Source organism: Palleronia sp. THAF1, assembly GCF_009363795.1.
GTDB lineage: Bacteria > Pseudomonadota > Alphaproteobacteria > Rhodobacterales > Rhodobacteraceae > Palleronia.
The window spans coordinates 1751010-1765629 of sequence record NZ_CP045420.1 but is presented as its reverse complement, the minus strand read 5'-3'; the positions used below and the strand labels follow the sequence as shown (position 1 = coordinate 1765629).

General features: G+C 64.0%; 15 protein-coding genes. 3 read left to right on the top strand and 12 right to left on the bottom strand.

Annotated elements, in window-relative coordinates:
* Positions 1–11 precede the first annotated feature (11 nt).
* Complete coding sequence (locus tag FIU81_RS08790; RefSeq protein ID WP_124111558.1) at positions 12–545, bottom strand: hypothetical protein; 534 nt, start codon at positions 543–545, stop codon at positions 12–14.
* A gap of 81 nt (positions 546–626) precedes the next feature.
* On the bottom strand, positions 627–1139 hold the full coding sequence (locus tag FIU81_RS08785) for a hypothetical protein (RefSeq protein WP_124111557.1): 513 nt from the start codon (positions 1137–1139) through the stop codon (positions 627–629).
* A 175-nt stretch (positions 1140–1314) separates the two neighbouring features.
* On the opposite strand from FIU81_RS08785, the gene FIU81_RS08780 reads away from it, so the two are divergent.
* Positions 1315–1440 carry a ribbon-helix-helix protein, CopG family gene (locus FIU81_RS08780; protein ID WP_124111582.1) on the top strand — a complete coding sequence of 42 codons (126 nt, stop codon included), beginning with the start codon at positions 1315–1317 and terminating at the stop codon, positions 1438–1440.
* Positions 1441–1842: 402 nt separating this feature from the next.
* On the opposite strand, the gene ccoS is transcribed toward FIU81_RS08780, so the two are convergent.
* The 8 genes from ccoS to ccoN form a co-directional block, all read right to left on the bottom strand.
* Entirely contained in the window at positions 1843–2040 is a 198-nt protein-coding gene (ccoS, locus tag FIU81_RS08775) for a cbb3-type cytochrome oxidase assembly protein CcoS (RefSeq protein WP_124111556.1), read from the bottom strand.
* A complete protein-coding gene (locus FIU81_RS08770; protein WP_124111555.1) occupies positions 2037–4175 on the bottom strand; it encodes a heavy metal translocating P-type ATPase in 2139 nt (712 codons plus the stop codon). Before FIU81_RS08770 ends, ccoS begins: the two co-directional genes overlap by 4 nt.
* The gene (locus tag FIU81_RS08765; RefSeq protein ID WP_124111554.1) at positions 4172–4612 is read right to left on the bottom strand and encodes a FixH family protein; all 441 of its coding nucleotides are present in this window, start codon (positions 4610–4612) and stop codon (positions 4172–4174) included. Before FIU81_RS08765 ends, FIU81_RS08770 begins: the two co-directional genes overlap by 4 nt.
* On the bottom strand, positions 4612–6144 hold the full coding sequence (ccoG, locus tag FIU81_RS08760; RefSeq protein WP_124111553.1) for a cytochrome c oxidase accessory protein CcoG: 1533 nt from the start codon (positions 6142–6144) through the stop codon (positions 4612–4614). Before ccoG ends, FIU81_RS08765 begins: the two co-directional genes overlap by 1 nt.
* Before the next feature lie 163 nt (positions 6145–6307).
* Positions 6308–7243 carry a cytochrome-c oxidase, cbb3-type subunit III gene (gene ccoP, locus FIU81_RS08755; RefSeq protein WP_124111552.1) on the bottom strand — a complete coding sequence of 312 codons (936 nt, stop codon included), beginning with the start codon at positions 7241–7243 and terminating at the stop codon, positions 6308–6310.
* Positions 7240–7470: a cbb3-type cytochrome c oxidase subunit 3 gene (locus tag FIU81_RS08750; RefSeq protein WP_124111551.1), complete on the bottom strand. Its 231-nt coding sequence runs from the start codon at positions 7468–7470 to the stop codon at positions 7240–7242. Before FIU81_RS08750 ends, ccoP begins: the two co-directional genes overlap by 4 nt.
* Before the next feature lie 12 nt (positions 7471–7482).
* Positions 7483–8298: a cytochrome-c oxidase, cbb3-type subunit II gene (ccoO, locus tag FIU81_RS08745; protein ID WP_124111550.1), complete on the bottom strand. Its 816-nt coding sequence runs from the start codon at positions 8296–8298 to the stop codon at positions 7483–7485.
* 4 nt (positions 8299–8302) lie between these two features.
* Entirely contained in the window at positions 8303–9898 is a 1596-nt protein-coding gene (ccoN, locus tag FIU81_RS08740) for a cytochrome-c oxidase, cbb3-type subunit I (RefSeq protein WP_124111549.1), read from the bottom strand.
* Positions 9899–10046: 148 nt separating this feature from the next.
* On the opposite strand from ccoN, the gene FIU81_RS08735 reads away from it, so the two are divergent.
* Positions 10047–10859, top strand: a complete 813-nt coding sequence (locus tag FIU81_RS08735; protein WP_124111548.1) for a universal stress protein — start codon at positions 10047–10049, stop codon at positions 10857–10859.
* Positions 10860–10863: 4 nt separating this feature from the next.
* Here FIU81_RS08735 and fnrL read toward each other — a convergent pair whose 3' ends face one another.
* Positions 10864–11595 carry a transcriptional regulator FnrL gene (fnrL, locus tag FIU81_RS08730; RefSeq protein ID WP_124111547.1) on the bottom strand — a complete coding sequence of 244 codons (732 nt, stop codon included), beginning with the start codon at positions 11593–11595 and terminating at the stop codon, positions 10864–10866.
* Positions 11596–11664: 69 nt separating this feature from the next.
* Here fnrL and hemN point away from each other — a divergent pair, with 69 nt between their 5' ends.
* Positions 11665–12996 (top strand): oxygen-independent coproporphyrinogen III oxidase, encoded by a 1332-nt coding sequence (gene hemN / locus FIU81_RS08725; protein ID WP_124111546.1) that lies wholly within the window; start codon positions 11665–11667, stop codon positions 12994–12996.
* A gap of 549 nt (positions 12997–13545) precedes the next feature.
* Here hemN and FIU81_RS08720 read toward each other — a convergent pair.
* Entirely contained in the window at positions 13546–14619 is a 1074-nt protein-coding gene (locus FIU81_RS08720; RefSeq protein ID WP_124111545.1) for a DUF1513 domain-containing protein, read from the bottom strand.
* Position 14620 lies beyond the last annotated feature (1 nt).

Sequence of the window (14620 nt, the reverse complement as noted above, 5' to 3'; positions counted from 1 at the left end):
CCCGCTAGGTGTTATGGCGCGGGAGGCGCGGGGCAGAGATCGAGTCCGATCGTGCAAAGCGCTTGCCTCAAGGACGCCATGGGATCCGCGCGCAGGCCGGCGATCTCGCAGGGGCGTATCGCGTGACACTCACTGCGATCCGAGGTGAAAAGAACAACGTTCATGGGCAGGACAGCGATGGCGAGCAGATCGAAGTCCGCTACTGCGTAGCCCCGGCGACCGGCGCCGCGCGAGCAGCCCTTTCGAGCCTGAACGCGCCAGCTTCCGCTCATGTCCGGATGCGTGACCGTCTTGATCTGCAACCCGCAGATCGAGTTACCGACAGTGATCAGCTTGTCCGCGGAGTGATCGTCAAGATCGAGGACGATGAACCCGTGGCGGCGCAGGATCGAGGCGACGAGATCCTCGCCTGCGCGGCCGATGAGGCGACCGTGACGAGCGAGTGTCGAACCAGGAACGTTCGGATAGTGACGGAGATCGGCGGCCGATGTGAGGTCGGTGCCGGGACGAGAGGCGAAGCCGGGGAGGGGAGGCTGGAGAGACATGGGAGTTGGTCCTTACGACAGGCAGGTCCGGCCGGCGCGGGAGGGCCGCGCCGGAAACGATATCGTTGTCGGTGATCAGCCTCAGAGGACCGGGAACAGATCTTCCGCGAAGATGTCGCATTCGGACAGATCGAAGACGGAAGCGAACGCCTGCGTCAGCTCCCGGGCACGCGCGTGAAGGGCGAGCTCGGATACGGCAACGTCGAGCCAGTCGAAGACCGCATCATCAAGCCGCGCCGAGAAATGCGCCACGTCTTCCGGGGTCTCGCTGGTCATGGTGCGGTGCATCAGGAAGGCCAGGATCCCGAGCCGAAGCGCTTCGGGACTTTGCACGTTCGACGTGTCGGCGGTCTTACCCGCGAAACTCCGCAGCTCGTTGTCCGCGTGTTCCCACATCAGATCTTGCCGCTTCTGCAAACCCGGGGCTTCACCCGGCCAAGCACCCGCGATCTCCGGCTCGAGATTGATGACGATGTCGAGCAAGTCGAGGATCGACGTGAACCGCCGCGCGATCGAAGACGTGGAGAGGAAGAGGAGGGGTTCAGACACCCCGAACGGAGTGCTAGTGCAATCAGTAGTCATGTTGATCCTCATACGATCAATGTGATCAGGGCAGGTGGGGGGTTGCCGCCCCCCATCGGTCCGCTCCTCAGCGAGCAAGACCGCAAGACCCTCTTGATACCGACCAACATAAGAGATATCTTCACGGCGTCAACAGGAGATTGCAAAAATGCCCAGAGGTGTTCCCATACCCGATTCAGTCGCCGTGATGGTCAAACTGCCGCCCGACATGGCGAAAGCCATCGACGATCTACGTCGCGCCGACGTGGATTTGCCGTCCAGGCCTGAGATCATCAGGCGAATACTCGCGAAAGAGTTCGGGCTCGAAGAGTAGGGACGCGCCAAGCGGTAAGGTTCGTATCCTACGCACGAGGCGATCGGGGAGCGTACTCGGTAAGAACAGGCGGAGAGTACGCTCCTCAACAGAGACAGGTTAGAGATCGCTCAAAGTAGAGACCTCACTGCCGGTCGCACAGCGAACCCGTCAAATGATATGTACCTTATGCGATGGTCTCAGAAGGGCGGAAAGCGGACTTGCGGCGCTGCAGCATCGCAGGCACAGGCTACTACGGAAGCGCCCCTCCAAACCAGCGGTGATCAGAAAGGACCGCCAGCCTACGGAATAGGCGGAAAGCGAGCCTTTGCCGTGCAAAATGCAAAGGGTGATGCCAAGGGTGGAAGCAGATTTTCGCTCTCGACTTTCGACTTCGGCAGATTCGCGTTTGAGACTTCACATTTATTCGTCTTCCGGCTTGCCGTGGCCGTCTCCGTTGGAATTGCAGATCGGACGAGCGTCTTGTGCATCGGATAGCGCGCGGGCCTGATCGCCTTCGGGGTCGTCGAATTGGCCGGACCGGATGGTCCATACGAACGCCGCGAGCCCGGCCAGACCCATGGCCACCGATATCGGGATGAGGATCGCGAGGACATTCATCGGGCGGGCCGCATGGCGTTCAGAGTCACGACGAGCGAAGATGTCGACATCGCCAGCGCGGCCCAGAGGGGCGTCGCGAGGCCTCCTATGGCAAGCGGGACCGCGATGACGTTGTAGGCCAGTGCCAGGGCGATGTTCTGCCGCATACGCGAAACCGCAAGTCGCGCCATGGTCAGCGTCGTCGAGACCCCTTTCAGCCCGCCGGACAGCAGCACCACATCGGCGGCATTCCGCGCGGCATCCAGCGCGGTGCCGGGGGCAATGCTGGCATGTGCAGCGGCTAGGCTCGCCGTATCGTTGAGCCCGTCGCCGACCATCAGGACGTGTTTCCCGTCGCGGCCGGCACGCGTCACCCAATCCACCTTCTCCGAAGGGCTGAGCGCGCCCTTGGCCTGTACGATACCCAGACGGCCTGCGATCCGGGCGACGACGTGCGGCGCATCACCGGACAGCAGGGTTACGGTCTTGCCCTCGTCCTGCAGAGCAGCGCTCAGGCTCACCGCGTCGGCGGCGAGCATCTCGGTCGTGGGCATTGGAACGGGCCGCTCGTCTATCCCGGCCAACCATGTCGCACCGGAGGTCGACGCGCCGACCCATACGCCGCGTCCCAATCGCACCGGATGCCCGTCCAGCCGTCCCTCGACCCCGTCGCCCGGACGTTCGACGACGCTTCGGACGTCGGCCGGGGTGATGCCACGCTCGTTCGCCGCCGCCACGATGGCCCGCGAGACGGGGTGCGACGAGCCTTGGGCCAGACCCGCGGCCACCGAAAGCGCGCCCGCCGGCACGTCCCGATCCAGAACGGGTGTTCCGGTCGTCAGCGTGCCAGTCTTGTCGAGCGCTACGCAATCGATCTGCGACAAACGCTCGAGCGCTGTCTGCGATTTCACCAGGATACCCTCGCGGAACAGACGTGCGGTGGCGACGGTCGATACGGCAGGGACGGCGAGGCCGAGCGCGCAGGGGCAGGTGATGACCAGCACCGAGATCGCGATGTCGAGCGACTGCCAGCCGTCTCCGGTCGCCAGCAGCCAGCCGAGAAACGTCAGCGCGCCCAACAAATGAACGGCAGGCGCGTAGACCCGCGCCGCACGATCCGCGATGCCGGTGTGGCGGCTGCGCTGGCTCTCGGCCGTCGCGACGATTTCGGCGATGCGGGCCAGAGACGTATCGCGCCCGGCGCGGTCCACCCGAACGGTCAGCACGCCGGTCAGAGAGGTCTCGCCAGCCGTCACGTTATCTCCCGGACCGACCGCTTCGGGGCGGCTCTCCCCGGTCAGGATAGAGCGGTCGAGATCGGTGCGCCCGGTGACGATCGTACCGTCGGCGGGCAGTCGGTCTCCGGGACGGAGGCGGATCAAATCGCCAGGCTGCAGGGCGTCGGCGGCGATGATCCGCTCTAACGCGCCGTCGATGCGTCGCGCCTGCGGGGCTTCGAGTGCGGCCAGTTCGGCGGCGGCGGATCTGGCCGCCGCGCGACCTCGACGGTCGAGATATCGGCCCACCAGCAGGAAGAACGTCAGCGCCAGCGCCGCGTCGAACCAGCCGGCGCGATCGCTGATCCCCAGCGCGCTCGCCAACGACGCCACCGAGGCCAGAATGATCGCCAGCGAAATTGGTACGTCCATGTTCAGGTACCCCTTGGCCAGCGCGCGCAGGGCCGAGCGGAAGAAGGGGTGGCCTGCATAGGCGACGGCCGGGATCGCGATTGAGGCCGAGATCAGATGGAAGACGTGCGCGGTGACACCCGTCGCCCCGCTCCAGACCGCGACGGACAGGAGCATGACGTTCATCAGCGCGAAGCCCGACACACCGATGCGGGTCAGCAGGTCGCGGGACGTCGTGTCGGCTGGCCCCAGCCGTGCGCCGTCCAATCGCTCGGCCCGGTGCCCGACCTGCGCAAGGGCGTCGATCAGTCGGTTGGCGTCCAGTCCGGGGGCCTGAACCGAGACCCGCTTCAGCGTCAGGTTTACGCGGGCGGAGGCGACGCCGGGTAGCACTATCAACGTGCGTTCTACCGATGCGATGCAGCCGCCACAGTGGATGTCAGGCAGGTGTAGCAGATGCGTGGCCTCGCTCGGTGCGACCGGCGAGGGCGGGGGCAAAGCGGCACAGGCGGGGCAGGCGGCGGTCACGGTGCGACCCGTAGCGTGATGGCCTGTGCGAACGCAGTGCCGTCGGGAGCGGTTGCGGCGATGTCCAGCCGCCACGTGCCGCGAGCAAGGTCGAGACGTGCGGAACCGTCCGTCAGGGTCAGGTCCTGATCGTCCCGCGCCTCGGTCGGACGCGCGATATGCACGCTCAGATTTTCCGCGGGCGCGTGGTCCCCGCTCGCATCCAGCACGGCAACGTGGACCTGCTCGCCGTCATAAGAGGCATCGACACGCCAGCCCAGCGCTTCCTGCGCATCGCGGCGGTCCTGAAAGGACTGGCTGGCGACGTAGGAATTGGCGACCTCCAGCCCTGGAAAGCTGCGCACGGCGTTGAACGCAAGGGCCAGGTTCACGCTGATGATGATCCCAAAGCCACCGACGAAGATTGCGGCGACACGGCGTCCTGTCAGTTCGGTCATCAGTTCTCTCTTCCGTTGAAGGTGGTGTCCACGTGGGCGCGTGCGCCGCCGGCCAGGTCTTCGACCCACAGCCGTGCATCGGATGCGGCCTCCCGCGCCATTTCGCTGTCAGCCGGCGCGGTCAGGTAGACCCGCACCCGTTCCTGCGCATCGGCAGGCACCCGGACGACGCTGCCGGGGCGGCTTTCGATGGACACATCGGCGGCAGTTCCCATGGAGGGCGACAGCAGGAAGGCGCGCGCTTCCCCGTTCTTGTTGCGCAGACGCACGTCGTAGGCGTTGCGCACACTGCCGTCGGCAAGGGTTACGAAGGTCGGGTTGCGAACGGGTGCGACGGTCATCTCAATCTCTGGCCTCACGAAAAGCGCAAAGACCAGTCCGATGCCGATGCCTGCCCAGATACCGAAATAGATCAGGTTCCGGGGCCGAACGGCGTGCCGCCACGCTGGGATCGGCGCGCCGCCTGCGGCCTCTCGTGGGGCGTCAGAGAGGGCCACGTAATCAATCAGTCCCCGAGGACGCCCGATCTTCTCCATCACCTGATCGCAGGCGTCGATGCACAGCGCGCAAGTGATGCAGGCCATCTGCTGCCCATCGCGAATGTCGATCCCCATGGGGCAGACGGTCACACAGGCGTTGCAATCGATGCAGTCGCCCGGTGGCCGGGTGTCCTGCCCTGCGGTTTCCAGCCGTGCGCCGGTGGTTGTATTCGGCACGCCCGGCATCGGGATCAGCGGAGAGCGCCCACCGACCAGCGGACCCGCGACTCGCAGGTCGGCGGCGGCTTCGCGGCGGCGCAAGCCCTTGCCACGCGGCTCTCCCCGCCAATCACGGTAGGCGACGGTCAGTGTGCCCTCGTCCATCATCGCGGCCTGGATGCGCGGCCAGGGGCACATGTAGATGCAGACCTGTTCGCGCATGAAGCCGCCGAAGACGAAGGTGGTGAAGGTCAGGATGGCAATTGTGAACCAAGCCATGCCGGGGGCCTGGAACGTCACAAGGTCGCGCGCCAGCGTCGGCGCGTCGGTGAAGTAGAAGACCCACGCCCCCCCGGTCGCCAGCCCGATCAGAAGCCAAATCGCCCAGGTCGTGCCCTTCAGGCGCATCTTTCGTGCGGTCCATGGCGCGTTGTGTAGCTTCATCCGCGCGTTACGGTCCCCCTGCACCCAGCGTTCGACGACAAGGAAGAGGTCGGTCCAGACCGTCTGCGGACAGGTGTAGCCGCACCAGACCCGGCCCAGCGCGGCGGTGAACAGAAACAGCCCCAGCCCCGCCATGACCAGCAGGCCCGCCACGAAGTAGAATTCGTGCGGCCAGATGTCGATCCAGAAGAAGTAGAAGCGGCGGTTGACCAGATCGATCAGCACCGCCTGATCCGGCATATTGGGGCCACGGTCCCAGCGCAGCCACGGTGTCAGGTAGTAGATCGCAAGGGTAAGACCCATCATCCACCATTTGAGCGTGCGGTAGCTGCCCGACACGCGGCGCGGGAAGATCGGTATGCGGCTAACGTAAAGAGGTTGGTCTGACATGTTTTTCGTCCTGTTCGCAGGCCCTGTCTCGCGCGTTGCGGGGCTGGCTGCATTGACATGGATCAAAGGCGCGAAATCGGTCTCAAAAAAGAAACGGGGCGGCGCTCCTCCGCCGCCCCGATCCGGGCCATCCGTCGCTGGTGCGAACAGGTCGTCGGAGGCCCTATTCCGGTGTCTCATCTCCAAGCATCAAATCGTTCGGATTGCCTGCCGCGGTATCATCCGCAGGTTCCCCCACCTGTGCTTCGCCGCCACCCAGACCGTGGACATAGGCTGCAACGGCGCGCACTTCGGCTTCGCTCAGCCGTTCGCTCCACGGTGGCATGACGCCGAAGGGACCGCGTTCGATCAGCTGGGTCAGCCGCTCTGTCGAGTTGCCGTAAAGCCAGATCGCGTCGGTCAGGTTCGGCGCGCCAAGGGAGCGGTCACCGCCCGCATCCATGCCGTGGCACGAACTGCAGTTTTCATCGAACAACTGCCCACCTGCCCCGGCCAGCGGGTCCTGACCTTCTGGCAACGATTGGACATGAACGACGAGCGTGGCGATTTCCTCTTTCTCCAATATCTCGGCGAAACCAGGCATCTGGCTCCAACGGGCGTCCGGGTCGTTTTCATTCCGGATCCCGTGGCGGACGGTGTAGGCGATATCTTCGATCGTGCCGCCCCACAGCCATTCGTCGTCCAGAAGGTTCGGGTAGCCGATGGCTCCTGCTGCGCCGGAACCGTGGCATTGCGAGCAGTTGGTACGGAAGACCGCGCCGCCCGCGTTCGTGGCGAAGGAGAGAAGCGCTTCGTTTTCATCCAAGGCCGCCAGATCGATACTGACCAAAGACTCGCGCATGTCCGCCTGACTGGCGTCCACCTCCGCGATCTCGGCGGCGACGTCACCGCGGGTGGACCAACCAAGGGCACCGCCCGTGGCATCGCGGACCAGTGGGATCGCCGGATAGAGGATCACGTAGATCAGCGCGAAGACGCAGGTGGCGTAGAAGGTCCAAAGCCACCAGCGCGGCAGCGGGTTGTTCAACTCTTCGATGCCGTCCCACTGGTGGCCCGTGGTCTCGGTGCCAGTGACAGGGTCGATACGGCGCTTGCTCATGCCAGCTTCTCCAGGATGGATGCGCAGGTGCAGTCGGGGCAGGCATTCGCGCAGTCCGCGACGCGTGGAGGGGTATCATCCCGCAGGATCGAGGTCGCGGCCTGGTCATGCAGGGCGCGAGAGCCGGGGCGGTAGGCCCACAGGATCACGCCGACGAATACGGCCGTCAGCGCCAGGAGCGCCCAGCTGTCAGCGAATTCACGCAGGATCGAATAGGTGTCGGTCATGGAATGGCTCCTTCAGCGGCTGGCATCGGCGGTGAATGTCGAGAAGTCGACAAGCGTGCCGAGCATCTGCAGGTAGGCGATCAGGGCGTCCATCTCGGTCAACTGATCGGTCCCGTCGAAATTGCGGACCTGCGCGTTAGGGTAGCGCTCCAGCAGGCCGTCGATGTCGCCGAACGGATCCACCTGCACGCGGAAGTCGGCGCGCGCCTCGGTGATCATCTCGTCGGTATAGGGCACGCCCACGATGCGGTGCGTCGCCAGAAGCTCGTCGATGTGCTTGCCGTCCAGTGGCGTGCGCGACAGGTAGTCGTATTTCGGCATGACGCTCTCGGGCACGACCGTCTGCGGATCGGTGAAGTGATCCACGTGCCATTCGTCCGAATACCGCCCACCGACACGCGCCAGGTCCGGCCCCGTGCGCTTCGACCCCCATTGGAACGGGTGGTCGTACATCGACTCGGCGGCTAGGGAGTAGTGGCCGTAGCGCTCGACCTCGTCGCGCATCGGGCGGATCATCTGACTGTGGCAGACGTAGCAGCCCTCGCGCAGGTAGATGTCGCGTCCCGCCAGTTCGAGCGGGCTGTAGGGGCGCACACCTTCCACCTCCTCTATGGTATTCTCCAGCCAGAACAGCGGCGCGATCTCGACGATGCCGCCGACCGTGACTACCAGCAGGGAGGCCACGAGCAGCAGCGTCGCGTTGCGCTCCAATACCGCGTGCTTGTCGATCAGCTTGGTGTGGTGCGGCAGCTCGTTCGGGATACCGCCATCACCCGGTTGCGTGACCTTCGAGTCCTGCTCTGCGGGGGGGATCTTGTCGTTGGTCATTGTCTCACTCCGCAGGAACGGTGGCAGTGGCAGGGCTGGCTTGGGGGGCGCGGATGGTCATCCACATGTTCCAGACCATGATCAGCGCACCAGAGAGGTAGAGGACCCCGCCCAGACCGCGCACCACGTACATCGGGAACTTGGCGGCGACGGTGTCGGCGAAGGAGTTGACGAGGAAGCCGTTGGCATCGACCTCGCGCCACATCAGGCCCTCCATGATGCCGGTCACCCACATGGACGCCGCGTAGAAAACGATCCCCACGGTCGCGAGCCAGAAGTGCCAGTTGATCGCGGCCATGGAATGCATCTGAACGCGGCCCCACAGTTTGGGCACCAGGAAGTAGATGCAGGCGAAGGTGATCAGCCCGTTCCAACCCAGCGCGCCGGAGTGAACGTGGCCGATGGTCCAGTCGGTGTAGTGCGACAGGCTGTTGACCGCGCGGATCGACATCATCGGGCCTTCGAAAGTGCTCATGCCGTAGAAGGCGAGGCTGGCCACGAACATGCGGATGATCGGGTCGGTGCGGATCTTATCCCACGCGCCTTCCAGCGTCATCAGGCCGTTGATCATGCCGCCCCAGCTCGGCATCCACAGCATGATCGAGAACACCATCCCCAACGTCGACGCCCAGTCGGGCAGCGCGGTGTAGTGCAGGTGGTGCGGACCGGCCCAGATATACAGGAAGATCAGTGCCCAGAAGTGGATGATGCTCAGCTTGTAGCTGTAGATCGGGCGACCGGCCTGCTTGGGAATGAAGTAATACATCATCCCCAAGAAGCCTGCGGTCAGGAAGAATCCGACCGCGTTGTGGCCGTACCACCACTGGGTCATCGCATCCTGAACGCCTGCAAAGACCTGCACGGATTTGCTGCCCCAGATGCTGACTGGGACCGACAGGTTGTTGACCACATGCAGCATCGCGACAGTCACGATGAACGCGAGGAAAAACCAGTTGGCGACGTAGATATGGCGCTCGCGCCGCTTGATGATCGTGCCGAAGAAGACGGCAAGGTAGACCAGCCACACGATGGTCAGCCAGATGTCTACATACCACTCCGGCTCGGCGTATTCCTTGGATTGGGTGGCCCCCAGCAGGTAGCCCGTGGCGGCCAGTACGATGAAGAGCTGGTAGCCCCAGAAGACGAACCACGCCGCGTTGCCGCCCCAAAGCCGCGCCGCGCTCGTCCGCTGGACCACGTAGAACGAGGTCGCGATCAGGGCGTTGCCGCCGAAGGCGAAGATGACGGCGCTGGTGTGCAGTGGCCGCAGGCGACCGAAATTCGCAAAGCCTTCGGACCAGTCGAAGTTCAGGACCGGGAAAGCCAGCTGGAACGCGATGAAGGTGCCCACCAGAAAGCCCGCGATGCCCCAGAAGGCCGTAGCGATCACACCGGCCCGGATCGGACCGTCTAGGTAGGCGGTCTGATCTGCAACGAGGAGCGGCGCATCCGTGCGGCGCAGTTCCCATAGGAACAAGCCGCCCGCGACCAGCATGATGATGATCGCATGGGTCGAATATGCCAGATCGCGCCCCCAATCCGCCGCCACCGCAGCGAAGAGCGCGATCAGCGCCAGTATGATGAGCTTGAAGTATTGCATGTCGTCTCCTGCGATTCGCCTTGAGCATCCCAGTCGCACGCAGACGGGGCCGCGCGCTTTGACATGGATCAAGCCGCCGGTTGATCCGCATCAAGGCGGGACCCGAGCGGGCGATCTAAATTGAAGGCGGCCATCACAGGAGGACCCGATGTCTTACAAGAGCATCTTCTCAGTCGCGACGCCGACGGACGAAGACGACGCCGTCGATACCGCCATCGCCTGTGCGCGCAAATGGTCCGCCCATTTGGACGTGACCTGCACGACTGCCGACGCCATCGACGTGCCGACCTTCGTCGCGCCCGATATGGTCGTCGCCGCCCCCACCTTGCGCGATGACGATGCCAAGGCGTTGGAAGAGGTACAGAAGCGTCTTGAACAGCGATTGACCGGTGAGACCTTCGGTTGGTCCGTTGACGCGTTTGCGACGTACGGTGCCGATGTCGCGCGCCGGCTCGCCCAGACAAACCGCTTTGCAGACCTCGCCGTGCTGGCGGCGTCCGGCGCGGAACCGTCGGGCCTGATGCACGGCGTGCTGGAAGCCCTGCTCTACACCAGCCGGGTGCCGGTCTTGCTGGCACCGGACGGCATAGAGTCCGACTTTGACAGGGTGATGCTGGCCTGGGACGGCAGCGATGCGGCGCTCGCCGCGACCCGAGCCGCCTTGCCGATCCTTGCGCAAGCCGCATCGGTTGAGATCGTCATCGTGGAGCCGGAGAGCGACACGATGGGCCACGATCTTGCGATCATGCTGAACCGCCACGGCACTCCGGCCCCGGTCATGGGCCTGACCCGCAACGGCAAGCGGATCGCTGAGGCGCTGACGGACCACGCCCGCGATACCGAAGCCGACCTGATCGTGATGGGAGCCTACGGGCATCGCCGCTTGCGCGAGATCTTCATCGGCGGTGTGACCCGAAACATGCTGGGCGCCGCGCCGGTGCCGCTGTTCCTGGCCCGCTAAGCGGTTAGACGATGGGGCCGCCGTCCCCGTCGTCTCCGGCCTCGATAGCCAGCGCATCGAAATCGGGAATACGGATGTCGCGGTTCGACACCAGTTCGATCAGCCCCTCTTTGCGCAGGGCCGTGAACTGGCGGCTCGTCGTTTCGATCGTCAGGCCAAGGTGGTCGGCTATTGCCTCGCGCGACAGGGGCAGGTGCAGGTCCGTTCCGGTAGCGCTCGGAAGCGCCACCGCCTGACGCCGCACGAGACTGACGAGGAACGCGGCCACCTTCTCGCGCGCGGTCATCCGGCCCAGCACAACGGCCCAGTCCCGTGCCGCATCCAGCTCGTCCAACGTCATGGTCAGGAGACGCGTGGCGACGTGGGGTGTGTCGCGCAGTAACTTCTCGAAGGCGCCCCGCTCGAACCGGCAGAGCGTCACGTCGCTCAACGCCTCAACGTCAAAAGCCGCGACGGAGCGACCGGGACGGCCGATGTAGTCGGACGGCAGAAGCAGACCGACGGTCTGACGCCGCCCATCCTCCAAGGTCCGGGACATGCTGGCGCAGCCCGAAACGATGGACGAGAAGTGATCGAGCCGCTCTCCCGCCTCGGCCAGTGACGCGCCGGCAGGAACCGTCTTGTAAGTCTTTATGGACGCGAGCTTTTCCAGCTCTTCGGCATCGCATTCCGCACAGACGGCACTGTGCCGGATCGGACAGTTCGAGCACGCGATGATCGGGGTCAGTTTTGCCATGTCGTTTACCTATTCGTCCCCTTGATCTCGATCAATGCACCTCGCACGTCTCGCGTGAAATCTGCGCGCATGACACATGATCCACTCAGAACCGCCCTGCTGACATCGCGCGTGCCGCGCTACACCAGCTATCCTCCCGCCGACCGCTTCACCGATGCTGTCGGTGCAACCACGAAGTCCAAATGGCTGGCTGCCGTTTCACCTAGCGAGGCGGTCTCCGTCTACATCCACGTCCCGTTTTGCCGCAGACTGTGCTGGTTCTGCGCCTGTCGTACGCAAGGGACGCGCACCGATGCGCCGCTCGACCGCTACCTCGATCACCTGGCGCAGGAAATCGCACTGACGCGTGACCTTCTTCCGGACGATCTGGCGGTGTCGGCGCTCCATCTGGGCGGTGGCACGCCGACGCTTCTGTCGCCCGACCGGATCGCACGGTTGGATGCCATGATCCGCGAACACTTCCCCATCGATGGCTGCGAGATCGCGGCCGAGATCGACCCAACCGAATGCGACACGCACCGCATCGACGCACTGATGGCGCTTGGATTGTCCCGCGCCTCCATCGGCGTCCAAGACTTCGACCCCCTGGTGCAGGCCGCCATCGGGCGACGGCAATCCGCAGAAACAACACGAGATACGGTGCAGGCCCTTCGTGATAGGGGGATCGGAAGCATCAATTTCGACCTGCTCTACGGCTTGCCACATCAGACCCGGACGCGACTGAACCACACCTTGGAGCAAGTGATCGACATGCAGCCGGAGCGCGTTGCGCTGTATGGCTACGCTCATGTGCCATGGGTTGCGCGTCGGCAAAAGCTGATCCCGGAAGCGGCGCTTCCTACGCCCGAAGAACGGCTTGACCTGGATGAGATGGCGCGCGGCGTCCTGACCGACGCCGGGTACGTCGCGGTCGGAATCGACCACTTCGCCAAGCCTGATGATAAACTGGCGAACGCCGCGCAAACGGGATCGCTGCGCCGAAATTTTCAAGGCTACACGACGGACCAAGCGGCGACGCTGATAGCGATGGGACCCTCTGCCATCTCGCGCTTCCGGCAGGGCTACGCGCAGAATGCGCCCGCCACGGACGCGTGGCAGCGCCTCGTTGCCGCCGATGAAGTTCCGACCACGCGCGGTACCGCGCTTTCGCAAACCGACAAGGATGTCGCGCGCATGATCGAACAACTGATGTGCTGCGCGGATGTGGACCTTGCACCGCAACCGGCACCGCTCGTCGCTTCGGCGCGAGACTTCGTCGAACGCTTTCCCGATGCGGCAGAAATCAACGAAAATACACTGCGGCTGCGTGACCGTCGCGCGGCCCGACTGCTTTCAAATGCCGTCGAAACGGGAGGGGGCGAGACGTCAGGCACGAACCGACGCTACAGCCAAGCAAGCTAAAGTTGAGCTTGCGGAATTACCTTCCGTCAGGTTTCCGTCTTTCGACAGAAGCGTAGGATCCCGCTGCCTGGCAGGGTATTGCGGAGCAGGATGCCAAGAAGGGGCTGTGCTTATGCCTGATTGTCGAGATCGACGACGCGCGACGCGCGGAGGATCGGGGAGCAAAACCAGACGATATCGCGGGTCATCCATTCGTAGCGATCCTTCTCGTCGCGCCTGATGCGCCAGTCGCGGAAGAAGACCAGTCGACAACTCCCTAAAGTATTACAGGGATTTTACTTGCATCGCTCCGGGAGATAGGGCGAATGACCGGTCCGGTGAAGCCGCGCCGCAGCGCGCAAGGGTGATTCGAATGTCCGGTGAGGGCCGGGAACTACATATTAATTGGCAAAGTGAGACGCAGAACTTCGCTGCAGCTAAGAGACATCCGCCGCTTCTCTTGAAAGCTATGGCTCAAGTCATGATCGACGCAATTCGTGTCACTTCAGAGAATGACTGCTCGTTAGGGAATCAAGGGTTATTTGCAGTTCTGCGTTCGGCTTGAGCGCGCTATCCGATGTGAACCAGATGATTGTCCCATGCGCGATCAGCCCTTGTCAGTGGATAAAGCGTCCCTGCCTCTATGGTGCAGGTGTTACCAAAGCCGTCAGTGGCCATGAAGCCGTTGGCCTTGGGGCCAAGACCGCAGATGTCGGTCCGTTGGACCGTCGTGTCGTAGGCGCCATCCGAGGTGAAGACGTGCAACCGTCCGCCGCGAGGAGAGGTGATACCCACGCGATTGCCGCTGCCGTCGAAGGCGACGCTGCCCGCGTAACCCTCCATCAGCATTTGTTCTGCAAAGGGCGCTTCGGTCAGGATTGGAGGTTCGCCGCGGCGATGTAGCCCAAGCAGCGGGACCACTTCCCTAGGGTTGCCTTGCCACTGCATCGCGAAGGCCACCTGTCCAGTGGGGCCAAGGGCGAGATGGCGGATAGAGTTGCGATATAGATCGGGTTCCAGTTCCACCTGCTCCGAAATCCCGCGTTCCGGGTCGAGATAGGTCAGATTGAGGCGCATGGTTTCAAGGTTCAGCTTATCGCGACCGCGCGAAGGACGGGTGCGGATGCCACCGTTCGCAATCGCCAACTCCCCCTCTGGCAGAGCGCGCAGTTCGTGTGGGCCGATGCCGCCGGATGGAACTTCGCCGATTCGCGCATAGCCGTCGGGCCGCGACCACAGGCCGATGACACCGGCGCCTGTCTCGATGTCATTCTCGGTGGTGCAGAGCAGGTCTCCGTCCTGCAGAAACGCGCCGTGACCATAGAAATGCCTGCCTTTCGGCGCGTCCAGGCGGTGCGATAGGCGTCCTCGCGCGCAATCGATGACCAGCGCGAAGCTTCCTGGCCGCCGGGCGAAGGCGACAGCTTCTGGCGCCGTTGGATGCGCGGCGGCAGCGTGGCCGCGGTCGGGCAGGGGGATACGGAAGAGGTCGGCACCCAAGCCGTTCAGTCCGAATAGGGCAAAGCCGCCGTCCGGCTCTCGGGCAGCTGCAAGATAGGCGGGACCACCGGCCTCGGCCCAGCTTAACCGGGGCGTCAGGGATGCCGCCAGAATGCTTGCCATGAAGCCGCGTCGGGTGGTCATC

Bases quoted from the DNA above. Each gene is read 5' to 3' on its own strand.
- FIU81_RS08750 (WP_124111551.1), bottom strand. From the start codon at position 7,470: ATGACCGACACCTATTCGATCCTGCGTGAATTCGCTGACAGCTGGGCG.
- FIU81_RS08785 (WP_124111557.1), bottom strand. From the start codon at position 1,139: ATGAGGATCAACATGACTACTGATTGCACTAGCACTCCGTTCGGGGTG.
- ccoP (WP_124111552.1), bottom strand. From the start codon at position 7,243: ATGAGCAAGCGCCGTATCGACCCTGTCACTGGCACCGAGACCACGGGC.
- hemN (WP_124111546.1), top strand. From the start codon at position 11,665: ATGACACATGATCCACTCAGAACCGCCCTGCTGACATCGCGCGTGCCG.
- ccoN (WP_124111549.1), bottom strand. From the start codon at position 9,898: ATGCAATACTTCAAGCTCATCATACTGGCGCTGATCGCGCTCTTCGCT.
- ccoG (WP_124111553.1), bottom strand. From the start codon at position 6,144: ATGTCAGACCAACCTCTTTACGTTAGCCGCATACCGATCTTCCCGCGC.
- FIU81_RS08720 (WP_124111545.1), bottom strand. From the start codon at position 14,619: ATGACCACCCGACGCGGCTTCATGGCAAGCATTCTGGCGGCATCCCTG.
- FIU81_RS08765 (WP_124111554.1), bottom strand. From the start codon at position 4,612: ATGACCGAACTGACAGGACGCCGTGTCGCCGCAATCTTCGTCGGTGGC.
- FIU81_RS08780 (WP_124111582.1), top strand. From the start codon at position 1,315: ATGGTCAAACTGCCGCCCGACATGGCGAAAGCCATCGACGATCTACGT.
- fnrL (WP_124111547.1), bottom strand. From the start codon at position 11,595: ATGGCAAAACTGACCCCGATCATCGCGTGCTCGAACTGTCCGATCCGG.
- FIU81_RS08790 (WP_124111558.1), bottom strand. From the start codon at position 545: ATGTCTCTCCAGCCTCCCCTCCCCGGCTTCGCCTCTCGTCCCGGCACC.
- FIU81_RS08735 (WP_124111548.1), top strand. From the start codon at position 10,047: ATGTCTTACAAGAGCATCTTCTCAGTCGCGACGCCGACGGACGAAGAC.
- ccoO (WP_124111550.1), bottom strand. From the start codon at position 8,298: ATGACCAACGACAAGATCCCCCCCGCAGAGCAGGACTCGAAGGTCACG.
- ccoS (WP_124111556.1), bottom strand. From the start codon at position 2,040: ATGAATGTCCTCGCGATCCTCATCCCGATATCGGTGGCCATGGGTCTG.